At 69.1% G+C, this 23,996-nt stretch carries 27 protein-coding genes and 1 tRNA gene; 7 read left to right on the plus strand and 21 right to left on the minus strand.

All coding sequences use genetic code 11. The features are described from left to right. Positions 1 to 59: 59 nt before the first annotated feature. The 6 genes from ACFU53_RS06765 to ACFU53_RS06790 all read right to left on the minus strand — a co-directional run bounded on the left by ACFU53_RS06765 (position 60) and on the right by ACFU53_RS06790 (position 6,713). Positions 60 to 428: a hypothetical protein gene (locus tag ACFU53_RS06765; RefSeq protein ID WP_383986768.1), complete on the minus strand. Its 369-nt coding sequence runs from the start codon at positions 426 to 428 to the stop codon at positions 60 to 62. Positions 429 to 646: 218 nt separating this feature from the next. Further along, positions 647 to 1,663: a 3,4-dihydroxyphenylacetate 2,3-dioxygenase gene (gene hpaD, locus ACFU53_RS06770; protein ID WP_383986770.1), complete on the minus strand. Its 1,017-nt coding sequence runs from the start codon at positions 1,661 to 1,663 to the stop codon at positions 647 to 649. Next, positions 1,660 to 3,147, minus strand: a complete 1,488-nt coding sequence (gene hpaE / locus ACFU53_RS06775; RefSeq protein ID WP_383986773.1) for a 5-carboxymethyl-2-hydroxymuconate semialdehyde dehydrogenase — start codon at positions 3,145 to 3,147, stop codon at positions 1,660 to 1,662. Before hpaE ends, hpaD begins: the two co-directional genes overlap by 4 nt. Then, positions 3,131 to 4,684 (minus strand): fumarylacetoacetate hydrolase family protein, encoded by a 1,554-nt coding sequence (locus ACFU53_RS06780; protein ID WP_383986775.1) that lies wholly within the window; start codon positions 4,682 to 4,684, stop codon positions 3,131 to 3,133. Before ACFU53_RS06780 ends, hpaE begins: the two co-directional genes overlap by 17 nt. Beyond that, positions 4,681 to 6,150 carry a 4-hydroxyphenylacetate 3-monooxygenase, oxygenase component gene (gene hpaB, locus ACFU53_RS06785; protein WP_383986778.1) on the minus strand — a complete coding sequence of 490 codons (1,470 nt, stop codon included), beginning with the start codon at positions 6,148 to 6,150 and terminating at the stop codon, positions 4,681 to 4,683. The genes ACFU53_RS06780 and hpaB overlap by 4 nt, the downstream gene beginning before the upstream one ends. Positions 6,151 to 6,209: 59 nt before the next feature. Continuing rightward, entirely contained in the window at positions 6,210 to 6,713 is a 504-nt protein-coding gene (locus tag ACFU53_RS06790; protein ID WP_383986781.1) for a flavin reductase family protein, read from the minus strand. A 326-nt stretch (positions 6,714 to 7,039) separates the two neighbouring features. Here ACFU53_RS06790 and ACFU53_RS06795 point away from each other — a divergent pair, with 326 nt between their 5' ends. Further along, positions 7,040 to 7,585: a MarR family winged helix-turn-helix transcriptional regulator gene (locus ACFU53_RS06795; RefSeq protein ID WP_383986784.1), complete on the plus strand. Its 546-nt coding sequence runs from the start codon at positions 7,040 to 7,042 to the stop codon at positions 7,583 to 7,585. Here ACFU53_RS06795 and ACFU53_RS06800 read toward each other — a convergent pair. The 4 genes from ACFU53_RS06800 to ACFU53_RS06815 form a co-directional block, all read right to left on the minus strand. Continuing rightward, positions 7,521 to 8,294, minus strand: coding sequence for an alpha/beta hydrolase (locus tag ACFU53_RS06800; RefSeq protein WP_383986786.1), 774 nt, complete (start codon positions 8,292 to 8,294; stop codon positions 7,521 to 7,523). The genes ACFU53_RS06795 and ACFU53_RS06800 overlap by 65 nt on opposite strands. Before the next feature lie 325 nt (positions 8,295 to 8,619). Further along, complete coding sequence (locus tag ACFU53_RS06805) at positions 8,620 to 9,537, minus strand: alpha/beta hydrolase (protein WP_383986789.1); 918 nt, start codon at positions 9,535 to 9,537, stop codon at positions 8,620 to 8,622. Positions 9,538 to 9,622: 85 nt separating this feature from the next. Next, the gene (locus ACFU53_RS06810) at positions 9,623 to 10,684 is read right to left on the minus strand and encodes an alkene reductase (protein ID WP_383986791.1); all 1,062 of its coding nucleotides are present in this window, start codon (positions 10,682 to 10,684) and stop codon (positions 9,623 to 9,625) included. A 322-nt stretch (positions 10,685 to 11,006) separates the two neighbouring features. Beyond that, the gene (locus ACFU53_RS06815; protein WP_383986794.1) at positions 11,007 to 11,798 is read right to left on the minus strand and encodes an SDR family NAD(P)-dependent oxidoreductase; all 792 of its coding nucleotides are present in this window, start codon (positions 11,796 to 11,798) and stop codon (positions 11,007 to 11,009) included. A gap of 694 nt (positions 11,799 to 12,492) precedes the next feature. Between ACFU53_RS06815 and ACFU53_RS06820 the strand changes: the two genes are divergently transcribed. From ACFU53_RS06820 to ACFU53_RS06830, 3 genes are all read left to right on the plus strand, one after another. Beyond that, on the plus strand, positions 12,493 to 13,059 hold the full coding sequence (locus ACFU53_RS06820) for a TetR/AcrR family transcriptional regulator (protein WP_383986796.1): 567 nt from the start codon (positions 12,493 to 12,495) through the stop codon (positions 13,057 to 13,059). A 725-nt stretch (positions 13,060 to 13,784) separates the two neighbouring features. Continuing rightward, positions 13,785 to 14,798, plus strand: coding sequence for an NADP-dependent oxidoreductase (locus ACFU53_RS06825; RefSeq protein ID WP_383986799.1), 1,014 nt, complete (start codon positions 13,785 to 13,787; stop codon positions 14,796 to 14,798). Between the two features lie 603 nt (positions 14,799 to 15,401). After that, positions 15,402 to 15,477: transfer RNA gene (locus ACFU53_RS06830), tRNA-Arg, on the plus strand. A 55-nt stretch (positions 15,478 to 15,532) separates the two neighbouring features. Here the strand turns inward: ACFU53_RS06830 and ACFU53_RS06835 are convergent. From ACFU53_RS06835 to ACFU53_RS06885, 11 genes are all read right to left on the minus strand, one after another. Beyond that, positions 15,533 to 16,696 (minus strand): tyrosine-type recombinase/integrase, encoded by a 1,164-nt coding sequence (locus tag ACFU53_RS06835; RefSeq protein WP_383986802.1) that lies wholly within the window; start codon positions 16,694 to 16,696, stop codon positions 15,533 to 15,535. Further along, positions 16,696 to 16,878 carry a helix-turn-helix domain-containing protein gene (locus tag ACFU53_RS06840; RefSeq protein WP_037705495.1) on the minus strand — a complete coding sequence of 61 codons (183 nt, stop codon included), beginning with the start codon at positions 16,876 to 16,878 and terminating at the stop codon, positions 16,696 to 16,698. The genes ACFU53_RS06835 and ACFU53_RS06840 overlap by 1 nt, the downstream gene beginning before the upstream one ends. Beyond that, positions 16,871 to 18,154 carry a replication initiator gene (locus ACFU53_RS06845; RefSeq protein WP_383986957.1) on the minus strand — a complete coding sequence of 428 codons (1,284 nt, stop codon included), beginning with the start codon at positions 18,152 to 18,154 and terminating at the stop codon, positions 16,871 to 16,873. Before ACFU53_RS06845 ends, ACFU53_RS06840 begins: the two co-directional genes overlap by 8 nt. A 155-nt stretch (positions 18,155 to 18,309) precedes the next feature. Further along, positions 18,310 to 18,555 (minus strand): SpdD protein, encoded by a 246-nt coding sequence (locus tag ACFU53_RS06850; RefSeq protein ID WP_383986805.1) that lies wholly within the window; start codon positions 18,553 to 18,555, stop codon positions 18,310 to 18,312. Positions 18,556 to 18,580: 25 nt separating this feature from the next. Continuing rightward, on the minus strand, positions 18,581 to 18,775 hold the full coding sequence (locus ACFU53_RS06855) for a hypothetical protein (protein ID WP_383986808.1): 195 nt from the start codon (positions 18,773 to 18,775) through the stop codon (positions 18,581 to 18,583). Between the two features lie 15 nt (positions 18,776 to 18,790). Beyond that, positions 18,791 to 18,979: a mobile element transfer protein gene (locus ACFU53_RS06860; protein WP_383986811.1), complete on the minus strand. Its 189-nt coding sequence runs from the start codon at positions 18,977 to 18,979 to the stop codon at positions 18,791 to 18,793. Positions 18,980 to 18,981: 2 nt separating this feature from the next. Continuing rightward, positions 18,982 to 19,167 (minus strand): hypothetical protein, encoded by a 186-nt coding sequence (locus ACFU53_RS06865; protein ID WP_383986814.1) that lies wholly within the window; start codon positions 19,165 to 19,167, stop codon positions 18,982 to 18,984. 3 nt (positions 19,168 to 19,170) lie between these two features. Next, positions 19,171 to 19,836: a DUF2637 domain-containing protein gene (locus ACFU53_RS06870; RefSeq protein ID WP_383986817.1), complete on the minus strand. Its 666-nt coding sequence runs from the start codon at positions 19,834 to 19,836 to the stop codon at positions 19,171 to 19,173. Between the two features lie 88 nt (positions 19,837 to 19,924). Beyond that, on the minus strand, positions 19,925 to 21,301 hold the full coding sequence (locus tag ACFU53_RS06875) for an FtsK/SpoIIIE domain-containing protein (protein WP_383986820.1): 1,377 nt from the start codon (positions 21,299 to 21,301) through the stop codon (positions 19,925 to 19,927). Further along, entirely contained in the window at positions 21,301 to 21,657 is a 357-nt protein-coding gene (locus tag ACFU53_RS06880) for a hypothetical protein (protein WP_046709300.1), read from the minus strand. The genes ACFU53_RS06875 and ACFU53_RS06880 overlap by 1 nt, the downstream gene beginning before the upstream one ends. 168 nt (positions 21,658 to 21,825) lie before the next feature. Continuing rightward, complete coding sequence (locus ACFU53_RS06885; protein ID WP_383986822.1) at positions 21,826 to 22,614, minus strand: GntR family transcriptional regulator; 789 nt, start codon at positions 22,612 to 22,614, stop codon at positions 21,826 to 21,828. Positions 22,615 to 22,721: 107 nt separating this feature from the next. Between ACFU53_RS06885 and ACFU53_RS06890 the strand changes: the two genes are divergently transcribed. From ACFU53_RS06890 to ACFU53_RS06900, 3 genes are read left to right on the plus strand one after another with little or no spacing between them, the layout of a single operon-like run. Continuing rightward, positions 22,722 to 23,129, plus strand: a complete 408-nt coding sequence (locus tag ACFU53_RS06890; RefSeq protein ID WP_383986960.1) for an NUDIX hydrolase — start codon at positions 22,722 to 22,724, stop codon at positions 23,127 to 23,129. 46 nt (positions 23,130 to 23,175) lie between these two features. Next, on the plus strand, positions 23,176 to 23,604 hold the full coding sequence (locus tag ACFU53_RS06895; protein ID WP_383986825.1) for an ATP-binding protein: 429 nt from the start codon (positions 23,176 to 23,178) through the stop codon (positions 23,602 to 23,604). Beyond that, positions 23,598 to 23,990 (plus strand): hypothetical protein, encoded by a 393-nt coding sequence (locus ACFU53_RS06900; RefSeq protein WP_383986828.1) that lies wholly within the window; start codon positions 23,598 to 23,600, stop codon positions 23,988 to 23,990. The genes ACFU53_RS06895 and ACFU53_RS06900 overlap by 7 nt, the downstream gene beginning before the upstream one ends. Positions 23,991 to 23,996 lie beyond the last annotated feature (6 nt).

The raw sequence follows: 23,996 nt of genomic DNA on the forward strand, positions 1-23,996 counted from the left end.
GGCCAGGACCACCGAGGTGGTCCTGGCCCGTCGCGTGAGTCGCAGAAAGGGGGGCGGAGTCAGGACACGGCGGGTGCGCTCGTGGCTCGCTCCGTGGCGCCGGCGCCGACCGCCGCCGCGTTCTTCCTGCGCAGGACGGCGGGAGCCGTCTCCTTCAGCCCGAGCGCGAGCAGGACGACCAACACGGCACCCGCCGCCGAGATGTACATGGCCGTCTCAAGCCCCCAGTTGTCGGAGGCCCACCCGGCGATCACCGGGGCGAGGAAACCGCCGGCGAGCTCCCCGATGCCCATGACCAGGCCCAGGGCGGTCGCCAGCGCGCCACGGGGGACGGTCTCCGCGGGGATGGTCGCCATGAACAGGGTGAAGCAGCCGAGACCCGTGTACGTGAGCACGACCACTGCGCCGAGCGCCACAGGGCTGCTCACATACACCACGGCCAGGGGGCAGAGCGGGCATGGGTCTCCTCTGCGGGCCCTTCGGCAAGCCGGCAGGTAGGCGTGCCGCCGGATACTAACTGGCATATCCGGTTTTTACAAAGTGTCATGAATAGGATGTATAAGAAGATTTCTTGTCTGTCGTGAGCGCGGCGAGGGGGTCCCGGAAGGGCGCGAAGCACCTCCGGGTCCCCGCACCGCCCGGAGCGTCAGCCGAGGCCGTCCGCGCCCACCTGAACCGCGGACTCGTCGAGGACGGTGTCGGTCACGGGCCGCGGGCGTCCGTCCAGGTCGAGGACGGGGACGGCCTCCTTGTACCAGGACTCGATGACGGCGTTGCCCCAGAAGTCGCGGCGGCGGTCGTCGCGCACGTTCCAGCGGTACGTCTCGTGGTCCGGGTCACCGGTGTAGTAGTCCGAGGTGTAGATCTCCACGCGGTGGCCGTCGGGGTCGCGGAGGTAGAGGTAGAAGGCGTTGGAGACGCCGTGCCGGCCGGGGCCTCGTTCGATGTGGTGCTCCTTGTGCAGCGAGCCGAAGATGTCGGCAGCGCGCAGTACCTGGTGGGACTCGTGGGTGGCCACCCCGACGTGGTGCAGGCGCGGCCCGGCACCCCCCGTGAAGGCGACGTCGTGGACGGTCTGCTTGCGGTACATCCAGGCGGCGTACAGCTCGTGCTCGCCGTCCTCGCTCTGTCCCTCGATCGTTTCCGAGCAGCCGAAGCCGAGGGACTGGTAGTGGGCGTAGGCGGCCGGGATGTCGGGGGTGCAGATGTTGAAGTGGTCCAGGCGGGCGATCTCGGCGCCGTGGCGGATGTCGTAGCGCTGGATGAGGCGCTCGGCGCGCTCGATCTCGTGGAAGAACTCCACGGGGAAGCCGAGCGGGTCGATGACACGGACCGCGTCGCCGACACCGTGCGTCCCCTCGCCCTTCTTCAACCGCTTGACCGGGCAGCCGAGTCCGGCGAAGAACTTCTCCGCCTTGTCGACGTCCTCCGGGGTGCGGACGCGATAGGAGATGTGGTCGAGAGCCGCCAGGTCGCCCTTGCGCAGCACCAGCGAGTGGTGGGTGAGTTCGTCCGTGCCGCGCAGGTACAGCGACTCGGCGTCCTCGTACTGGATGTGGAAGCCGAGCATGTCGGCCCAGAACCAGCGGGCGGCACCGAGGTCGGTGACGGCGAGCTGGGCGTAGGCGGACCGGATGACGTCGGGGGCGTTCGAGGCGGTCATGACGTGGCTCCGAAGCGGGGGGTGTGCACCTCGGCGAGGGCGACGTGGACGATCTTCGATTCGGTGTAGAAGTCGATGCTGTGGGCGCCGCCCTCGCGGCCGACGCCGGAGGCCTTGACCCCGCCGAAAGGCGTGCGCAGGTCGCGGACGTTGTGGGAGTTGATCCAGACCATGCCGGATTCGACGGCGTGCGCGATGCGGTGGCCGCGCTTGAGGTCCGAGGTCCAGACGTAGGCGGCCAGACCGAACTGCGTGGCGTTCGCGAGTTCCACGGCCTCGGTCTCGTCGTCGAAGGGAGCGACGGCCACGACCGGGCCGAAGATCTCCTCCTGGAAGATACGGGCGTCGCGTTCGACGTCGGCGAAGACGGTGGGCTGAAGGTAGTTGCCGTCGGCGAGGTGGTCGGGACGGCTGCCACCGGCGACCAGACGGCCCTCCTTCCTGCCGATCTCCACGTAGCTCAGGACGCGCTCGTAGTGTTCGGGGTGCACGAGCGCGCCGACCTCGGTGGCCGGGTCGGAAGGGAGCCCGACGCGTACGTTGGCGGCCCGCTCCGCCAGTCGCCGGGTGAACTCCTCGTACAGCGGGCGCTCGACGAGTACGCGTGAACCTGCCGTGCAGCGCTCGCCGTTGAGGGAGAACACCCCGAACACGACCGAGTCCAGGGCGGCTTCCAGGTCGGCGTCGGCGAAGACGACGACCGGGGACTTGCCGCCCAGCTCCATCGACACCGTCTTCAGGTGCTCGGCGGAGGACCGGATGATGTGCCGGCCCGTGTCGGAGGAGCCGGTGAAGGAGATCAGCGGTACGTCCGGGTGGTCGACGAGGGCCTGGCCGGCCTCCTCGCCGATGCCGTGGACGATGTTCACCACCCCGGCGGGCACGCCTGCCTCGTCGAAGATCTCCGGCCACAGCGACGCGGACAGCGGGGTCCACTCGGCCGGCTTGAGGATCAGCGTGCAGCCGGACGCCAGCGCGGGTGCCAGCTTCCAACTCTCCAGCATGAAGGGGGTGTTCCAGGGAGTGATCAGCCCGGCGACCCCCACCGGCGTGCGCACCACATAACTGAACTGGTCGTCGCCCTGCCGGAACGCCTCCTCGCCGAGGGCCACGATGACATCCGCGAAGTAGCGGAAGTTCTCGGCGGCCCGCCGCGCCTGGCCGCGGGCCTGCGTGATCGGCAGCCCGGAGTCGAACGACTCGAAGGCGGCGAGCCGGTCATGACGGGCCTCGACGGCGTCGGCGATCCGGTACAGGACACCCGCGCGCGCCCGGTTGGACAGCCCGGCCCACTCCGGGAACGCCACCCGGGCAGCCGTCACCGCCCGGTCCACGTCGGCCGCGGAGCCACGCGCGGCCTGTGCGTAGGCCGTGTTGGAGACCGGGTCGGCGACGTCGAAGGTGCGTCCGTCCCCGGCGTCGACGAGGGCACCGCCGATCCAGTGCGGGATCACGGAGGGAAGGTACTCAGGGGTGGTGCTCACTGCGTGGCTCCGATCTGCTGGGTGAGGTCTCCGCCCTCGCGGAGCAGCGCGCGGATCTTCGACAGGCCCGCGTCGGTGGGAGAGGTGAGCGGCGGGCGGACATGGGACGACGCGATACGTGCTTGTGCCACCGCTCGTACAGCTCGTGCCAGTCGGGACCGAGGGGGTAAAGGCCGTCGATGTCGTGCCCGGCGCGCACCTGCTCGGTGACGAAGCGCTCCCGCTGTTCCTGCTCCCGGCAGTCGGTGATCAGGTCCTCGGCCAGCTCGGGAGGCACGACGACCACGCCGTCCGCGTCGCCCACCAGCAGGTCGCCGGGCTGCACGAGGGCTCCGCCGCAGGCGATCGGCACTCCCGTGTCCCACGGCACATGGCGGCGGCCGAGGACGGAGGGATGGGCTCCGCCGTGGTAGACGGGCAGCCCCAGTTCGGTGACGGCGACGCTGTCGCGCAGGCCTCCGTCGGTGACCACCCCGGCCGCGCCGCGCTGCTGGGCGCGCAGGGCGAGGATGTCGCCGATCGTGCCGGCGGATGTGTCCCGGCGGGCGTCCATGACCAGCACATGGCCGGGTCGCAACTGCTCGATGGCCCGCTTCTGGGCGTTCATGCCGTTGCCGTACCGCTTGAACAGGTCCTCGCGCAGCGGCAGGTAGCGCAGCGTGTGGGCGACGCCGACCATCTTCGTGTCCGGCCGTGTGGGACGTACCCCGTCGATGGACATGTGCGGCAGTCCGCGCCCCCGCAACTGTGCGCTGAGTGTGGCGACCGCGACCGAACGCAGTCCTCGCTCGATGCGTTCGTCGAGCAGTGGCTCGGGGGCGAACGCGGCTCCGTGGGCGGCCTCGCGTTCGGCCGCGTCCGTCCTCGGCATCGCTCCGTACGTCTCCAGCGCGGGCCCGGAGGCGATGGGGTTGCGCAGCCGCCCGGTGGACTGCCCGCTGCCGGTGACCTCTACCTCCACCGTGTCACCGGGGGAGACGACGGACGCGCCGGCCGGAGTGCCCGTGAGGATGACGTCCCCGGGCTCCAGGGTGACCAGTCTCGACAGATCGGCGACGAGCTGTCCGAAGGGGAAGAGGAGCGTGTCGGTGGTGTCGTCCTGCACGAGTTCGCCGTTGACCCAGGTACGCAACCGAAGTGCGTCCGGGGCGAGTTGGCGGGCGTCCAGCAGTCGCGGCCCGATCGGGGTGAAGCCGTCGGCGCCCTTGGAGCGGAGGTTGGAGCCGCGGTCGGCATACCGCAGGTCGTAGACGCCGGCGTCGTTCGCGGCGGTCACCCACCGCACGTGGGACCAGCCGTCCTCCGGCCGCACCCGCTGGGCCCGGCTGCCGACGACCAGGGCGATCTCACCTTCGAACCCGAGAAGTTCACACCCCTCCGGGCGGACGATGGCCTCCTTGGTGCCTGCCAGCGACGAGGGGGGCTTGAGGAAGTAGGAGGGCTGGGCCGGGATCCGGCCGCGCTCCTTGGCCCGGCTGGGGTAGTTGAGATGGACAGCGATGATCTTCGACGGGGGGTTCCCCAGGGGGTGCGTCATCGGGAGCGCTCCAGGCTGCGCTGATTCAAGAAGTCCTGGACCTTCGCCTTGTACGGCTCGCGGTCGTACGACTTCACGTACGCGCCGGCCATGCGGACGGGGTCGCCGAAGAAGTAGTACTCGTAGAGGGCCTGGCGGCTGGAGAAGGCGGAGATGCAGGTGTCCCAGACGAGACGGAAGAGCTTCACGCGCTCGGGGCCGGTGAGGGTGGCCGACTGGAGGTAGGCCTCGATGTCGGCGGCCGCCGGGCCGTTGATGTCGAGTTCGGTCGGGGTGGCCATCAGGCCGGAGGCGCCGAGCTTGCGCAGGATCTGCGGGAAGCGTTGGTAGAGCTTGGGGTAGAGGTTGCGGGCGGCGTTGAGGGGGGCCCAGGCCGGGGTCAGCACCCCGTACTCGTTGACCTCGGCGTCGGCTTCCGCCGCGCGCAGGAAGGCACGCAGCGTCTCCAGCGTGCTGATGATCTCGGCGATGTCCTCCTGGACGTGCTGGAACTGCTCGATGCCGATGGCCTCCGTGAGCAGGGTCACCAGCCCGAGGATGTACTCGGTCTTGGCGGTGGTGCGGGTGACGACCTGGTGGGTCATGTGCACCACGGAGGACGTCTGGGAGTAGAAGCCGTTGCACAGTTCGGCGTCGCCGAGGGCGAAGCAGCGCTCGAAGGGCACGTGCACGTCGTCGAAGACGACGACACAGTCCGATTCCTCGAAGCGGGAGGCGAGGGGGTGGTCGTGGCGCGGGCGGTCGTAGTCGAGGGGCTCGCGGGCGATGTAGCGCAGGCCGGGGGTGTCGTTGGGGATGGCGAAGGCGTACGAGTACGGCTTGTCCTCGGGGGTGCCGCGGAGCACGGTCGAGGGGAAGACGAGCATCTCGTCGGCGAAGGGGGCGATGGTGGCGAGCATGCGCGCCCCGCGGATCACCACGCCGTTGTCGTCCTCCTTCACGATGCGTGCCGCGAGCTTGCCGCCCGCCTGCTGGGTGCCGGCCACGGCCCGGTTGACCTGCGGCGGGATCAGCGTGTGCGTGCACAGCAGATCCTCTTCGCGGGCCTTCTCGTAGTAGCGGCGGATGTTCTCGCCGAAGGCGGGATTGGCCTGGGCGAACCAGTCGGCGGCCGAGGCGAGCGCCATCAGGGAGCTGTTCATGTAGTCGCCGGTGCGGCCCAGCATCCCGTTGCTGTGGTCGGCCCACACCTTGAACGCCTGACGGCGCTTGACGAGATCGTCGGGTGTGCGCGGAGTGAGGAAGGACGTGCCGACCGGCTCACCGGAGGTGGGCGAGGCGTACGTGAGGACGTCCTTGTGTGCGTCGCTGTGCTGGAGGTCGTACAGCTCGGCGTAGGTCTGCACCACGTTGCGGAAAGCGGGGTGTTCCTGGATTCCTCCGGTGAGCGTCTCGCCCTGGATGTGCACGGTCGGGCGGGACTGGGAGAGGCGATCGAGGAATTCCTTGCCGGTGCGTGCGGCCATGGCGGTTCTCCTGGGGAGTGCGGTGGGGCTTGAGAGGGGGTGGGACGGGCGGAAGAGCTTCAGAAGAGGTGCTCGATGCCGTCGGTCGACTCGGTCGTGGAGGCGAAACGGCTCCAGGCGTAGGTCAGGGCGTCGCCGTCGCGGTGACCGAGGTCGGTGACGCGGCCGAGGACCAGGGTGTGGTCGCCGCCGTCGTACGCACGCCAGGGCTCGCACTCCACCCAGGCGAGCGGGTCGGCCAGCCGGGGGACGCGCGCGCCCTCCGCCCACCGGGGCTCCGCGGTGCTCGGGGCCCCGGCGAACAGCCGGGCCACCTGCTCCTGTTCGGCGCCGAGGATGTTCACGCAGAAGGGCCCGTCGGCCAGCTGGTCGTGGCAGCGGGCCCGGCGGGCGACGCTGACCAGGACGAGCGGCGGTTCGGCGGACACGGACGTGAAGGAGTTCATGGTGGCGCCCCGCGGACCGCTGTCGGTGGCGTACGACACCACCGTGACGCCGGTGGCGAAACGGGACATGCAGGCACGCAGCGCGCCGGGACTGGGGGGAGCGAGTGCTTCGGGCATACGAGGCTCCTTGGGATCGATCGCCCGGACCGTCCCCGTCCCCGTCGACGGACAAGGCGGACCGACCAGGGCTACCCGCCCGCGCATCGGGGCGCACGGCCGGGAGGAGACCTGCCCCCTGACAGACCCAGGGGACAAAACAGGACGACTAATACTCAGAGCATGTAATCAATGCTTTGATTAATTGGGGACCGTACCCCCGTCGGCAACTCTGGGGAAGCCCTCGGGCGAAGGTTTTTTACGGCCCGGACACCTGGACGGAGGGCCGACGCACGCCCCGCTTCCCGAGTGCGGTCCCGTGCTGCCGCCCGACCTAGACTCCGACTGTGACCCAGGAACCGGAACCGCTGGATGCCGACCGCCTGCATTTCTGGTCGTTCATCGACCACGCCGTCGACCGGGCATCGCGGGAACTTGCCGGCATCGACCCGCTCGCCATGCGGATGGTTCTCACCCTCCACCGCGCGGCCAACATGCTCGTCTACGACCTCGAATCCGCCGTACACCGGCCTCGCGGCTGGTCATGGCCCGGCTTCAGGGTGCTGTTCGCCATCTGGCTGTCGGGCCCGGTCGAGGCGAAGAAGGTCGCGGAGCTGTCCGGCATGAGCCGAGCCGCCGTGTCGGCGCTGGTGAACACACTGGAACGGGACGGACTGGTGAGCAAGGAGCGCGCCTCCTACGACGGGCGCGCGGTCCAGCTCGGCCTCACCGAGGCCGGACTGCATGCGATCACCACTGCCTTCCAGGCACACAACGCACGTGAACAGGAGTGGGCGGGCGCCCTCAGTGAGGACGAGCAGCAGACCCTCATCGGGTTGCTCGGCAAACTGACCGCGCACTCCGCGCACTTCGATGTCCGGCATCGGACCTGAGGGGTCTTCCAGGGCAACGAGCCAATGGCAGGCGTCCTACCCGGCGGACGGCGTTTGCTTCGCCGCCCAAGCCGCCCACCTTCGCCGCCCAAGCCGACCACACGTGCGGCACGCGCACCTTGAGGGTGTCCAGGTCGGTTCTCGTCGTCGTGCGGTCGTCCAGCATGGGGTAGAGGAGCAGTTGGAACACCGGCCGGATCTCGGCCCGGTCATGGGCGAGCAGCGCGAGGGCCGCGGCGATTCCGCCGCCCGCGCTGGCACCGCCGATCGCGATGCGGTCGACGTCGATGTGCAGGTCGCCCGCCCGCTCGGCCAGTCCACGCAGCGCGGCGTAGGCGTCCTCGACCGCGGCGGGCGCGGGGTGGTCCGGCCCCAGTCGATAGCGAACCGCGGCGACGGTGATGCCGAGCTCGCGGGCGAAGGCGATGTTCGTACGGTCGTCCTGCTCGGGTGCGCCGAAGATCAGCCCGCCTCCGTGAATCCAGAGCAGTGCCGGAGCCGCTGCCTTCAAGCCGGTCGGCTGGAAGACGCGAAGCGAGACGGGCGGTGCGCCCTTGGGCCCGGGCACGACGATCTCCTGAACCGTGACGTCCGGCCCTGGATCGGTCGCGCGCCACTTCACGCTCCGCACGATGCGCGACGACAGACGTCCGTAGGACACATTGGGGAGGAAGCGACCTCGTTTGAGATCGGGGTGGAAGACGCTCATCGGGTCCTCGTTCTTTCCCTCATCGAGGGTGTACGGAATCGTCTGGCCACCGGCGGGTGGCCGGCGTCGAGAGTGGGGACGGTCATACAGCCGGTGCGGCGGAACCTATGGGGTAAGGCTGGCGCGCAGCTACATGAGACTCGCGCGGCGGTGCGTGCGCTGCTGAGGCCGCCGTCGTGGTCGGCCGTCCCGACCGTCGGCTGCCGGACCGGGGCGAGGGCGCGGGCGTCGCGGACCTGCGTGCGACCGCGGGTATGTCGGCGTCCGTCCACCGTCCCGATCCGGCAGGCGTGCGGATCTTGCGACTGCCGCCGGTAGCGCTCGCTCAGATCTTCGTCTTCTCGCGGACCCACGCGCCGATCTGTGCGATGGCGGCGTCGGTCTCCGGAATGCGGCCGGCACCGTAGACGTACGAGTGCTGGCCTCCGGGCACCACGACGGTCGCCGTGTCGATTCCGGCGTCCTTGACGCGGGCGGCGAACTCCTCGTCCTCGCCGGCCAGGACCTCGTAGGTTCCCCAGGAGACGAGGGTCGGGGGCAGGCCGCTCAGGTCTGCCCGGTTCAGATTGATCCGGGTGTCCGTGAACTCGATGCCGGTGCCGCCGATCCAGGCATCCCGGAAGAACTCCAGCAGTTCCTTGCTGAGGATCTTGTCCGTCTCGGCGTTGGTCGCGATGGTCTCGTTGGCGATCTCGAGGTCGCACCAGGGGGAGATCGACACGATGGCGCCGGGCAGGGGCTGCTTCTTGTCGCGGAGGCGAAGCGCCAGGGCGACGGCGATGAACCCGCCGATCGAGTGGCCGATCGTGATGATGTTTCCCGGCTCATACCCTTCGGAGAGCAGCCAGTTGAAGGCCGCCTCCGCGTCGTCCACCTGAGCGGGGTACTTGTGTTCCGGTGCTCGCCGGAAGTCCAGTACCAGTACGGGGGCCCCGGCGGCCTTGGCGATATGGCCTGCGAGCTTTCGGTCGACGTGTGCCGACGCCAGAACGGAGCCCCCGGCGTGGGTGTGCAGGAGGACGTAGTCGGTGTTGGCGTCGACGGGTTCGCACCAGATTCCCAGCACGCCACCCGCGTCCACCTCCCGATAGGTGACGCCTTCCGGCTCCCGGGCCGCGAGATGGACTTGCTCCGCCTGGATGCGCGCCGCCTCCAACTCGGACGGGGGCTTCGCCCCTGTGGCCAACCATTCCGCGAACGCGGTCGCTTCCGGGCTCAGTTCAACAGCAGGGTGCTCAGACACGTGGTACCTCCATGGGGACATGTGGGCATACCGGCCCGTCAGGACCGATATCGCCGGGTTTTGTCAGGCGGTGTGGGTGGGTTTGTCAGCCGGTGAGGGTGGGGTAGTCGGTGTAGCCGGCATCGCCGCCGCCGTAGAAGGTGTCGGGGTCGGGGGTGTTCAGCGGAGCGCCGGTGCGTACGCGCTCGACCAGGTCGGGGTTGGCGAGGGCCATCACGCCGACGGTGACGATGTCGGCCAGGCCGTCTTCGATGTCCTTGGCGCGGGTGGCGATGTCGGTGCCGGCCCGGTTGAGAACCAAGGTGTTCGGCCACAGCTTGCGGAGGGTGTGCAGGAGTTCGTCGTCGCCGCCGTGGCCGATGTGCAGGTAGGCGAGGTCGAGCGGGGCGAGGGCGCGTACGAGTGCCGGGTACAGCTCCTGGGTGTCGCTCTCCGCGATGTCGTTGAACGGGTTTCCGGGAGAGATCCGGAGGCCGGTGCGGCCGGCGCCGATCTCCTCGGCCACGGCGGTGGCGACCTCGACTGCGAAGCGGATGCGGTTGTCGATGGAGCCGCCGTAGCGGTCGGTGCGCTGGTTGGTGTTGGTGGCGAGGAACTGGTGCACGAGGTAGCCGTTGGCGCCGTGGATCTCGACGCCGTCGGCGCCTGCCGCGATGGCGGCCGCGGCGGCGCGCCGGAAGTCCTCGACCGTCGCGGCGACCTCCTCGGTGGACAGCTCGCGCGGTACCGGCATCTCCTGGAGCCCGGTGGCGGTGAACATCTCGCCCGCCGGCTGGACCGGGGAGGGGGCGACCGGCTGCCGGTGGTGGGGGGTGTTGTCGGGGTGGGACATCCGTCCGGCGTGCATGAGCTGGATGACGAGGCGACCGTCGGCCTTGTGTACGGCGTCGGTGACCTTGCGCCAGCCGGCGATGTGCTCCTCGGAGTGGATGCCGGGGGTGAGCGGGTAGCCCTGGCCGTCGGCGTTGGGCTGGGTGCCCTCGGTGATGATGAGGGCGTGCGAGGCGCGCTGGGCGTAGTACTCGGCGTTCAGCTCGGTGGGTATGCCTTCCGGGGTGGACCGGTCCCGTGTCATGGGGGCCATCGCCAGCCGGTGCGGCAGGGAGATCTCCCCAGCGACGATCGGGGTCCACAGGGCGTTCAACATGGATGTTTCCTCAAAATAAAGGGGTGCGAGAGAGTTGCGGGCTGGCGGGCTGGCGCGAGTAGCGCGTAGGCGGTGACCGGCCGGACGGGCCTGGTGACCTTCCACCATGGAAGGCGGACCGCGTGGAGGGGCAGTCGACGGTGCGGAGGGGCTTGCCACGCACGCGACCGCCGCCATGGAGGGCTGGGCCCCGGCTGTCTGGACAGGAGGGAGATCGCCGAGCGCGTCGGTCTTCCCCCACGCCGCAGGACGCATCGGTCGTGTACAGCAGCGGCCGTGCCGTAGTCACCAAGGGACTGCGGCACCGGATTGGGAGCGGTGGTCAGCCGCGGTAGCGATCGGCCGGGACCCTCAGCGACAGGTTCGGGACGAGGGTCTGACGCGCCTTCTCGAACGACTCCCAGTCGCTGATCTCCGGCAGCGACGGGATGGTGACGGGCTCCCCGGCGTCGAGGCCGGCGAGCGCCGCGTCGACGACGTCGTCCGCACTCATGATCCACTCATCGGGAAACGCCCCGAGGTCGGCGCCGGAGCCGTCCCAGAACTCCGTGCGGACAGCGCCCGGCAGCACGGCCTGGACCACGACGGGGCTCTCGGCGAGCTCCTGCTGCAGGGCCTGGGTGAACGTCAGCACGTAGCTCTTGGTGCCGCTGTAGACGGCGCTGACGGGCAGGATGTTGAGAGCCAGAGCAGAGGAGATGTTCACCACGGTCCCGTGCCCGCGGGCCGTCAGGCCCGGCAGGACCGCGGTGGTCAGCCTGGTCAGCGAGGTCACGTTGAGGTTGATCAGCGCCACGGAGGCCGCGGCGTCGGAGGTTGCCAGCGGGGTGAACAGCCCTCCGCCGGCGTTGTTGATCAGCACCGCGATGCTCTCGTCGGTCCGCAGACGCTCCTCGACCACGGAGATCTGCGCCGCATCGGTGAGGTCGGCGGTGACGATGTCCACGGCGCGGCCCGTGCGGCTGCGGATGTCCGACGCCAGCGTTTCCAGCCGCGCAGCGTTCCGGGCCACCAGGATCAGGTCGTAGCCCCGGTCGGCAAGACGCTGCGCGTAGGCGGAACCCAGGCCGGCGGACGCGCCGGTGACGACAGCGGTCTTGTTCTGCGTGGTCATGGGGTGGATCTCATTTCTGGTCCGGCGGATGAGGAGAGGGCCGAGGCGTCGACCTCTCTTTAGATTACGATAGGTATCTAAAGCGATCCAGTCAATGTCCGCCGCCCGCCGCCCGCCGCCGGAGACTGCTCGACGCGCAAACGCGGGGCCGCAGAGTCGGGCGTCGATCAGGTCCGAATGGGGACCCCCCGGGCGCATGGTCGGCACGGCACGGACGGTTTCGCGTACGGCCCTCACGACGAGCGCACGGGCACGGGCACGGCGAACGACACCCCTGCGGAGACACGCACGCTGCACACACGCCGAGCACAACGCGAGCCGCCTCCGACCGGCGCCGGATCACCCCCGGCCGCTTGAGGGCGAGCAGCACGGTCTCCGGCTTCGACAACCCCTCGGCTTGCTGCGTACAGGCTCAGGTCCCCAGGTATAGGACCCACGTGTCACCAAAGGGGATCGAACAGGCCCGTTCAGTCGCCACGCATGCGCTGCACGAGACTTCGCATCGGCACCTTCTCGCGACCGCACCCGGGAACGGAGGCATCACACGGGCGGAAGTCACTGCCGGTTCGGACGCGGGCCCACGAGCTTCTCGCCCTGCGGCAGAGAAGGATCCGTACGGAAGAGGGTTCCGTGGCCGGCCGCCCGGCGCTTCGCATATGATAGATGCACTTCACTATCTATCGCGGGGTGACTGATGAGTCGCGTTTCCCAAGCGCAAGCGCTCGAGAACCGTAGGCGCGCGGTCGCCGCGGCCTCCCAGCTCTTCCGGGAGCGGGGCGTGAACGGCATCAGCGTCGCCGATCTGATGAAGTCCATCGGACTGACCACGGGCGGCTTCTACAAGCAGTTCCCCTCCAAGGAGGCCCTGGTGGCCGAGGCGGCTCAAGCCGCTTTCGGGGACCTAGACCTACTCCTGGCGTCGTTCGACACGGCGCACGGCGATCACGACACCGCGCGCGGCGCCCTCGTCGACTTCTACCTGTCGGCCGAGCACCGTGACCAGCCCGGCGCCGGTTGTCCCACCGCGGGATTCGCAGGGGACATGGCTCGCGAGCCCACAGCCGGGGAGGTGCGCGAAACGTACGCAGCCGGGGTCCAGGAATTCGCCGCGTGGCTGTCTACCGACGCCAACGACGGCCTTCCCGTGGTGGCCACCCTGGTCGGCGCGATCCTGCTCGCCCGGGCCACGGCGGGAACAGAGCTGTCGGAGAAGATCCTGGCGTCGACCCACAAAGCCCTGACCGCACAACACAGGCCTTGACCGAAATCCTGAACACGGGTTAGACGGCTGTGGCCCAACGCCACGTAGTTGCAGGGTTGTTGGTCCCGTCAAGGGGGTTGCTTTCCCTGCGGCGGCAAGGACGTACTTCCCGAAACCGAACTTGCAGAGCCCCGCCCACTGCCGCCGTCCCAGCGTCGGGCCGACGACTGCACGAGACGGTCGACCGAGCCGGACTCCCGGCCGCCGACGGCTGGCTACCCGCATCCAGCGCCGTCACAACGCTCAACCGAGCAGCAGCCCAGCCCCCGAACCACCCTGCACACAGCCATCACGAACGGACGCCTGGAGCCTGCCGGCACCACGAGCATCACCACCGATCCCGCAGCCGCGCCGGCACTGATCGCCCAGGACGCCGTCGATCCGCTCCCGTCCGCCGAGATCCGGCGCGTGCGCGTCCGCGGCGCGGACTGGGCGCCCCACGCTTCCTGGACCGCCCCCCACACCCACGACCTCAAGGGTCCTGGCGATCGAGCAGTTCGGCATGTCCCTGTTGAGACGGGGGTCCCTGCCGGCGCCCTGAAGAACTTCGGTCCCCGCATCCGTAAGGGTGACCCCAATCCTCCTGAGTTTACTTTTCTATACTCAGCCGGTAGCGTCATGACCAGTACATCAACCCGGCCGCACGCGAGAAACGGGCGCGCAAGGGGACCTGCGCGAAGAATCACATCGACCACCAGAAACCCCCACACAGAATGGCGGCCGGCATGAAGGCAATCGTCGTCGAGAAGTACGGCAAGGACGGCGCGCGCGCCGCAGAGGTACCCGAGCCCATGGTCGGGGACCGCGACGTCCTGGTCAGAGTGAGCGCCGCCAGTATCAACCCGCTGGACAAAATGGTCCGCAACGGGGAGTTCAAGCAGCTCCTGAAGTACAAGCGTCCGTTCGTACTCGGCCACGACGTGGCCGGCGTCGTGACGCGGGTCGGCTCCGCCGTACACGGCCTCGAAGTCGGCGACGAGGTGTACGCCCGTCCGCGCGACCTGCGGATCGGAGCCTTCGCGGAGTTCATCGCGATCGACATGGATGATGTCGCGCCCAAGCCGGCCTCGCTCACCCTCGAAGAGGCGGCCGCAGTGCCTTTGGTGGCCTTGGCCGCCTGGCAGGTTCTCGTGGACCGTGCCCATGTGAAGCCGGGTCAGAAGGTGCTCATCCACGCCGGTGCCGGTGGCCTCGGATCGACGGTCATCCAGCTCGCCAAGCACCTTGGCGCCACGGTGGCGACGACCACGAACACCGACACCGAGAAGCTGGTCAGGAGCCTCGGCGCCGACGTCGTCGTCGACTACACCAAGGAGGACTTCTCGAAGGTACTGTCCGGCTACGACCTGGTGCTGGACTCCCTGGGCGGAGCGAACCTCGAGAAGTCGCTGACCGTACTGAAGCCCGGCGGCCTGGCCATCAGTGTCGTCGGCCCGCCGGACGCCGGCTTCGCCAAGCAACTCGGCGCCCCCTCCTTCCTGGGTCTGGTCATGAACGCGCTCAGTCGCAAGATCCGTAAGCAGGCGAAGGCGCTGGGCGTGCGCTACCAGTTCTTCTTCATGCAGGCCAACGGCTCCCAGCTGCGCAAACTCGGCGCCCTCTACGACAGCGGGAAACTCCGCCCGGTCATCGACAGCACCTTCCCGTTCGACCAGACACTCGAGGCGATGGCGCACGTCGAGCAGGGCCGCACCAAGGCCGGCAAGGTCGTGGTCTCGATGGTGCCCGACAACGACTGAGGATCGTCGCTGATAAGCCATTTCCATGCGGGTCGATGGAAACCGACTAAATCAATCTGCACTCGACCGATTGAGAAAACGATGAGCCAGAACTGTCGGCTGATCCTCCATGCGCAGTCTGATGTTGGTCCGCCTTGCGGCTTCTCCCGCCCTGTTGCCGGGCCTGGCCTGGTACCGCGCCAGCGACCGTGAGCTCCGGGTCTGCGTGGATCGCACGAGACCCCTACCGCCGGGGAGCAAGGTGCGACCTGTCATGCCAGGCGCTGCGAGACAGCGCCAAGTAGCCCCACAAGCTGACGCAGGGAGCAGAACGGTCCAACCGCCCTCGGTCCCGGCGCCCACAACGTCCACCAACCATTCACTGCAAACCATAGAAACACCAGGTCAGGGGCACTCTAGCTCGCCGTGGCGCTCTCCTGCCCCTATACAAAGGCCCCTCGCTGGCGCGCATCCGCTACGCTATCCCTGGTCGGTCGCTGGTACGTCATGCTGTCTGCTTGAGTGACTCTGCGGAGGGCGTCGCACCACGTCTGACCAGCGGGCTTGTGCTCCTCGTCGAAGATCCGCAGCCTGGGTTTTCAGCAAGGTTTCCCACAAGCCCCCGCCTTCGTAGCTCAGGGGATAGAGCACCGCTCTCCTAAAGCGGGTGTCGCAGGTTCGAATCCTGCCGGGGGCACCAGCCAAAAGGCCCCGGACCGATCATGGTCCGGGGCCTTTGACATCCACTTTTGACATCAACGCGGGCGGTCACTCGCAACCGGCCGCCGCTTGAGCAGGCGGTCCATGTGGCTGATCGCCTCGCGCTGCGTGTCCTGCACGACGTGCGTGTACACGTCCATGGTGATGCTGATCTGACTGTGCCCGAGGATCTCCATCACGACGCGGGGCGCGACTCCGGCAGCCGTGAGGAGCGTGGCGGTGCCGTGGCGAGCGTCATGGAGCCGGATGACGCGAAGGCCGGCGGACTCTGCGACGCGGGTGAAGGAGCGGTAGACGTTCCGAGGCTCGACCTGGCGGCCGGTGCGGGTGGTGAAGACGTAGCCCGACTCGTGCCACTGCTCCCCCGCCTTCGCACGAGCGGCGGTCTGCCGCATCCGGTGCCAGCGCAGCGGGGCGACGCAGAGCGCGGGCAGAGGGACGACACGTCGGCGACGGCTCTTGGGGTCGTCGTCGTACAGGACACCACGGCGTCGCTGGGTCTGCTGGCGGACGTAGAGGACGCGGTTTTCGAGGTCGAGGTCAGACCAGCGAAGACCGATGATCTCTCCCCGGCGCAGGCCCATGGCGATGGCGAGCACGAAGGCCGCGTAGAGCGGGTCTCTGCGGGACGCAGCGAGGAAGTCGAGCGTCTCGTCCAGGCTCCAGGGCATCAGCTCCCGATTGTCCGTACGCGGCGGCTCGACGAGCTTGGCGACATTGCGCGCGATCAGCTCCTCTCGGCAGGCGGATGACAGAGCGGAACGCAGAACGCGGTGCGATTCCTTGGCTGTTGCCGCAGTGCTCTCCTTCTCCAGGCGGACGAGGAAACGGCGTACATCGGCCACGCTGAGGGATTCCAGCCGCTTCGCGCCGAGCATCGGCACCAGGTAGAGCCGGACGTGCGACTCGTACTTGTCGTACGTGCTGAGCTTCCGCCGAGGCTTGATCACGTTGTCCAGCCAGTACGGCAGCCACTCGGAGAGCTTGGCCGAGCGGGTCGGCACGGGCACGCCCTGATCGACCTTGGCGAGCAGCTCGCGGCGCTTGGTGTCGCACTCCTGCCAGGTCTTGCCGTAGGCGAACTTGCGGGCGCGGGTGCCGTCCGGCTGGAGCACGTAGACGGCGCACTGAAAGCGACCGTCCTTGCGCTTGGTGATCGTGCCCGCCCCGTTCGGGTTGCGCTTGCGCTGGCCGGCCATCAGGCTGCCGCCTCCATTTCGTGGGTGATGTAGTCGCTGAGGGCCCGCGCGGGTATGCGGCGGCACCGGCCGATGGTGATCGAAGGCAGCCGACGGGAGCGGATCAGGTCGTAGACCGTCGACCGGCCGAGCTTGAGTCGCGCCATGACGTCAGCCACGGTCAACAGCTCGTCATCACGCATGCGTCGGTTCTCCTTCTGTTCCGGGGGCGGGTGCGAGGGATTCGGCGAGCCAGGCTTCGGTGTCGGACAGGCCGGTTCCGGCGAAGACCCAGTGGGCGAGGACGTACGTCGTGTCGGGCGCCGGTCCGTTGGCCGTTGCGGTTTGGGCGCGGCGCCATTCGGCGCGGGCGTCGCGGAGAGCGCCGAGGGTGGTGGAGTAGCGGCGGGACTTGGTGGAGAAGTGGCCGCGGAAGCCGAGCATGTGGGCCCAGGCGCGCAGGCGGAGGTGTTCGAGATCCTTGCGGGCGCCGAGGGCCCAGGCGGTTCGGATGAGTCGGCGGGCGTGGTCGCTGATGTCGAGCTGGGCGAGTTCGGCGGCGAACTTCAGCGGTCGGTCGAGAGCTCCCGTGGCGGTTTCGGCGCCCTTGGTGGCGTACTTGGCGATGTACGCGGCGACCGCGCGCTCGGTCAGCTCCTGGCCGTCGTTGAAGTCGGCGGAGCGGATGGTGCGCACGTCGAGTTGGCGGCCGAAGGTGAAGGTGTGGGCGCGTCCGTCGATGACCGGGCCGTCCACGCGAACCTTGACTGCCGCTGCCTCGATGGCGTCGGTGAGGAGTTCGGCGGTGGCCCAAGCCGGGGGCGGGGTGTCGCCGCCGGTGGGGCCGTCGATGCGGATGACGGCGTGGAAGTGGACGGCGCCGCGCTTTTGGTACTCGGCGACCTTGGCGAAGGAGACGCGGGCGTGGTCGCGGAATCGGCGTTGTGACAGGCCCGCGCGCTTGGCGACCTCTCGGCGCAGGTAGGTGGAGAAACGACGCCAGAGCGGACCGGCGTGCGCGTTCCAGAGAACGGCCGCTTCGTAGTCGTACGTGTCCGGGTCGAGCGGGGTGCCGAGTGCGGCGTCGTCCTGGTCGTGGCGGGTGCCGCAGCGGCAGGGGCGCCCGCTGGTAGGGCGGTTGTGGACCGGGCCGAAGCTCGGTGCGGTGAAGGTGGCGAAGACGCGTGGGTGGGTGGCGACGTGTTCGGGGACGCCCTTGCCGCCGCGCAGGCCGGAGGTGATCAGGTGGAAGGTGTCGCGGCGGTAGACCTCGGAGCAGGCCGCGCACCGAGTCGTGCGGCGGTTGTTGCAGCGGACGAGGAGTTGGCCGGCCGGGAGGTCGGTGGAGTCGAGGTGCTGGAGGACGCGGCCGATCTCGCCGGTCGTGGTGTCGACGTCGTGCTCGGTGCGGTGGCCGTCGAGGCGGATCGGGTTGACGCAGCCGCCGAGTCCTGAGAGCTGACGGAGGATACCGGGCAGGGTCCCGTGCTCGGCCAGCTTCGCGAGTTCCGGGAGCGGGGGCGGTGTGGTGCGGGGGAAGATGGCGATTCTCCTTCTGACTGGCTCGGTCAGGAGTGATGGCCCCGGGGCGGCGGATGCTTGGTCGTGTGTGCCGCCCCGGGTGTCGGGCGCGTTCAGCGCCGGTTTTGCTCGCGGATCAGGGAGCGCAGGACCACGGCCGCGATGGCGACGGAGATGGCCGAGACGGCGACGGCGGCCAGGAGCGCGGTGAGGACGACACCGCCCACGACCACGGCCGCCACGACTGCGGGGCTGATCTGGACTGCCGGGAGCGAGCGTCGTACGGGCGCCGGATCAGCCGGAGCGTGGGTGTGTGCGGGCGGCGGGGTGGGGCTGTCGGGGTACTTGGGCAGGAACACGGTCGGACTCTCCTTATCTACTCGTCTAGGTATGTGAGCCGTTTATGACGTCCACGCCGGAGCGCGTGCCGGATTCGATGGCGGGGGCGAGGAAGGTCTGCGAGAGGTAGAAGCCGAAGAGGGCGATCAGGACGACAACCCAGGTGCGGACGCCGAGGAACTTGACCGCGCCCCAGGCGAAGAAGCCGAGGATGACGACGAGGGGCAGGCTGACGGTCACGGTGGGCAGGTCCTTTCAGCGGACGGGGCAGCGGTGGGTGCGGGCGGCCAGCTCGGCGGCGGCGCGGCTGTCGTAGTCGGCGGAGAAGCCGCAGCGCGGAGCCGTACAGGCGGCGGTGTGCTTCTCACGGCCCCGGCCGTCATACGCCGTGGCGACCTGGACGGGGCCGATGCGGGTGACATTGCGGAAGCGGCGGTTGGGCATGCTCAGCCCTCCTGCCGCAGGCTGGGGCCGGGGAAGTCGTGCAGGATGCGGGCGGCTTCGGCGGGGTCCGTGACGCGGTCGGCGGCTTCTTCGGCGAGGAGCCGGGCCAGCGTGGTCCGACCGCTGAGGGCCATCTCGCGGGCTGCTTCGAGGTAGTCGGCGGCGGTGTTGAAAGAGAAGAGGGGCACGGGTCAGCTCCCGGTCGGGGCGAGGTGGGCGGCGATGGCTTCGGCCATGGGCGCGGGGACGCCGAGGCGAGCCCGGAGGGTCGGGGTGTCGATCGGTGTTCCGGTGCGGGTGTGGTGTTCGGCGGCGACCTTGCGGGCGTGTTCGACCAGGGCGGCCGGGACGGGTACGGCGGGCCGCTCGGGCGGCGGTGGCTCGATGGCCGGTGGTGTCGGCGGCGGTTCCTCGGAGGCGAGTTCGGGCGCGTGCCCCTGGTCCACGGTGTGCTCCGTGTCCTCGCGGTCCTTGTGGTCTTGGCCGGTTGTCGCGGGGGCGGTGTGGGCGAGGAGGGTTCCGCCGAGGAAGGCGACGGCGGGCCAGCCCGCGACGAGGATGCGCAGCCAGGCCGGGACATCGTTGAGGTCGAGTAGGCCGGCGGTGGCGACGTTCGCGCCGAGGGAGGCGGTGAGGGCGATGACGAACCAGCACCACCCGCCCGCTTTCGCCTCACCGGTCCGCAGTCGGCGCCAGGCGGCGACGAGCAGCAGGTCGACCGAGACGGGATAGGCCCACGCTTTCCACCCGTCCTGACCGGCAGCCGAGGCGATGTCGTGCAGGTGGGCGAAGGACAGCGCGGCGGCGATGAGCGCTTGGACGAGCACCGCGTCGACACGGGCCAGTTGGGCGCGCATGGTGCGGCTCCTTCCGGTTTCAGGCATGGCGGGGGTAGGGAGTTGGCGCGAGGCGGTCACGCCGACCGGGGTGAGGGGTGGGCGAAGGTCAGTCGGTCACCGGGTGCGGCTGCACCGTCGGGGCCGAGGACTCCACGGGCCGTACGGGGATGTCGGGCCGGAAGGGCTTGAGCGTGGGCAGGTCGGGCACCAGATGGGCCGAGTCCCGGCAGATCCCGGCAGCGGCGCCGAGGGACAGGTATGGCGTGCGGATGCGGGACCAGCCGCCGGAGGTGTCACCGGCCACGGCCAGGCCGGGCAGTTCGGGAGCGATGGCGCAGGCGGCGAAGACCGCCTCAGGGGCGATGTCGCCGAGTGCCATCTTCGCGGAGGCTTCGTCGTTGACGCGGTGGCAGACCCGGCCGGTGAGCTGGGCCCGGAGCATGGTGGCGCCCTTGCCCAGCTCGGCGCCGAAGCGCTGTCCGCAGACCTCCAGGTAGATCCCGGCGGCGCGGCCGAGCTGGGCGAGGCGGATGAGCTGGGTGACCATCTCGTCCCGCCGTTCCTCGTCCTTCTTGGTGGCGACGAGGAAGAGTTCCGCCACCTCGTCGACGAACAGCACGATCGGCACCGGGCGTTGGCTCTCGGGCAGGCCCCAGATGTCGGAGGTGATCTCCTCGTCTGGTGTGCCCGGGGCAATGCCCTGCCGGGCTTTGATCAGGTCGTAGCGGTCCTCCATTTCCTTGACGAGCACGGGCAGCAGCTCGGCAGCTTCGTCGGGATCGGTAGCGAGGGCTGAGAGCCGGGAGGCGAACGGCGCCAGCTCCACGCCCCGCTTGCAGTCGATACCGACCAGGGCGACGGACTGCCGGGCCAGTCCAATGACCAGGTGGCGCAGGTACATGGACTTCCCCGACAGCGTGGCACCGAGGGTGAGTTGGTGCGGAATGGTGCGGTAGTCGCGCACGAACGGGGTGGCGTCCTCCCGCAGCGCCACGGGTACCTTGAGGAGTTCGGCGGCGGCCTTACGAGGCATTCGCACGTTTCGCAGCACGTCGAAGCCGACGAGCCGCAGTTCGACCACGCCCGGCTTGACGGTCGAGACGTACACGGCGTGAACGCCCCAGGCGTGCCGCAGCCGTTCGGCCGAGGCAGCGACGTCGGCGGGTTCCTGCCCGGGAGCGAGGCGCAACCGGAGCCGCAGCCCGGTCGAGGTGGGCCGGATGATGCCCCGCCGAGGCGGTACCGGCCGGACCTCCCGCCGGGTGGTGGCCTTGACGGCGAGGACCCGCAGCCGGGACGGCGCCACGGTCAGCCCGCATGCCTCCATGACCGAGCCGTACGAGCCGAGGAGCCGGGCGGTGGATATCGGCAGGCCGACCGTGGGCCAGTACACGCGGGGGTGCTTGGCCCGGGTGTAGGCGGCCCCGCCGCTGAGTACGGCGACAGGACCACCCACCTCCAGAAGTGTCACCAGGTCGCTCATCAGGCGGTGGCCCCCATGGCGGCCGGGAAGGCGGCCGGAGTCACGGCGGCGGCGCGGAAGGCGATGCCGTGTCGCTGCTGCCCGTTGAACACGCTCTCCCACGGCCGGGCAACCAGCCCCGGCAGCGAGACCGGCGCCCCCAGCGTCAGCCCTTCGGCCACACCGCCCTCAGGCACGGTGACCTTGACCAGCGACGATTCCCCGTCCTCGATGTAGACGACGCCGAGCGTCATCAGCGCTTCCCCGCTGACGGCGTCCTTGGCGATCTCGCCCGTCTGCCGGTCCCGGACCTTGGGCTCAGGGGCCTCAGTGAGCAGGATCGTCGCGGCCGAGGTCTCAACACGAATGGTACGCAAGGCAATTCACCCATCTACTCGTCTATACATGAAGGGACCTGCGAACCCGATCTCCGGGCTCACGTTGACCACCCTGCCACACCACTTGCCCACTCGTCTATACGAGTATGCTTGTTGGGGTGTACGAGTCGGAGAAGCGTCCCCCGCGCACCACCGCACATCACCCCATCACGTCGCCGGAAGCTGATACGACAGCACGTAGGCATCCGCCGCCATGACTGTGTCGCAAACCTCTACAGCTCGCCCTTCGGCGTCGAAGGCGGTCCGGATCAGGTGGATCACCGGCACACCGGAGGCCAGCCGGAGCGTCTTCACCTCAGCGGGCGAGGGCATCCGGGCGCGAATCTCCTCCTCGAAGTGGTCGAGCCGGTGCCCCAGCTCTTCGAGCCGGGCGTAGATCCCGCCGGGCCCGGGGTTCAGCTCAGCGATCGGCGTACCGCGCGCGATGTCGAGGGGGAGATAAGAGGTGGCGAACTCGACCGGCCGTCCATCGAGCAGATACCGGCGCCGACGAGCCAGCACCCGACGCACGGAGCCAAGCCGTGTCGAGACGTCCTGACTGGCCTTTTCTTCCTTGACCTCAAGGCTGTCGACCTGCGGGTGACTGCCGGCGGCGTTGGCTTCGACGATGAAGGCAGCCTTGCCCTGTTCCCGGTGGCGCCGGGCGAACCGGTCGGAGGCGAGTCGCCGCACGGGCGGCCGGGGCCGGACGAAGACGCCCTTGCCGTGCTCGGCGTGCACGAGCCCTTCGCCCTGGAGGACGGAGAAGGAGTTGCGGACCGTCATCCGGGATACCCCGTAGTGGTCAACAAGCTCAGCTTCCGAGGGCAGTTTTTCACCCTCCTTGAACCGCCCACGGTCGATGGCCTCGCGCAGCTGGTCGGCGATCTGCCGAAAGACCGCACGATCACTCGTGGGATCGAGATCACCGAGGAAGCCGGAAGGAAGAGAGGGCACGTGTACTCCTTTAGATATCTAGACGAGTGGGCGATTGTTGTTGCTACGGTGGAGAGCCTAGCCAGCCGAGAGGGCCGAGGAACGTGAGCACTGACCGTCCGCACTCCGTGAGCGTCGCCGGAGTCATCGTCGACGACCAGGGCCGCGCCCTCTTGATCAAACGCCGTGACAACGGCAAGTGGGAACCCCCGGGCGGCATCCTCGAACGCGAGGAAACCCTCCCCGAAGCCCTCCAGCGCGAAGTCCTCGAAGAGACCGGCATCAAGATCGCGCTTCCCGCGACCCTGACCGGCGTCTACAAGAACATGACGGGCCTGATCGTCTCGCTGGTCTTCCGCTGCGAGGCGGCCGACGGCACGCCGACCACCGGCGACGAGACCCGCGCACTGCGCTGGGCCACCCGTGATGAAGTCACCGAGCTTGCCGACGAGGCATACGCGATCCGCGTCCTGGACGCATTGGACGCGGCATCCCCGCCGGCCATCCGCGCCCACGACGGCGTGAAACTCGTCTAGCCCGAACCCGCTGCACATGGCGGCCTACCAGCATGAAGGAACTTGTATGCACGAGTATACGAGCACAGCCCGGGTCTGGGGACTCACTTGCCCAGGATTTCCGGAAGAGGTGAGCCGGGCCCGCCGCTGGACCCGCGACATCCTGCGCGGATCCCCCATGGCCGACGACGCCGAACTGATCGTGAGCGAGCTGAGCGCGAACGCGATCCTCCACACGGCCAGCGGCATGGAATCCGGCAGCTTCCACCTCGCCCTCGCGGTCTCCCGGCAGGTGATCGCCCTGTCGGTGACGGACGGCGGAGGAACAGGGACTGCCCCGAAGGCCGAGCACCAGGACGGCGAGGCCGAACACGGCCGGGGCCTGGGCATGGTCACCGCACTCGCCCACCGGGTCATCGTCCACGGCAGCGAGGGCGGCTACACGGTCACCGCGGAACTGTTCACCGGCCCCCGACCGGGAGACCACCTGTGCTGAAGGACGAAGCCCACCGGGGCTACTGGTGCGAGTGCTGGACCGAAGAACTCACCGACGAGGGCGAGTTGGTACTTCGAGCGTCCTTCGACGCCTACTCGGCACCCCAGGCAGACAGATGGGTTGCCGTCGCACTCCGCACCATCTCACCGGCATTCGACCCAGAAGCATCCGAGCAGGCATGGCAGTGGCTGTACGACGGCCGCATAGAGACACGACGAGCCCTCCTGCGCTCAGAGCCCTGCACCGTGTCCGTCACCCTCTTCACCACCCGCATCACATGGACAATCCGCCCCGTGATCTTCCTGCCACTGGCACACCGGCAGGGCACCCAACTTCCGGTATGCGCATACGACTTCAAGCCGCTCGACGACGGCCATCAGCGGTGACGGCCT

Origin of the sequence: Streptomyces sp. NPDC057474 (assembly GCF_042802555.1) — a bacterium.
GTDB lineage: Bacteria > Actinomycetota > Actinomycetes > Streptomycetales > Streptomycetaceae > Streptomyces.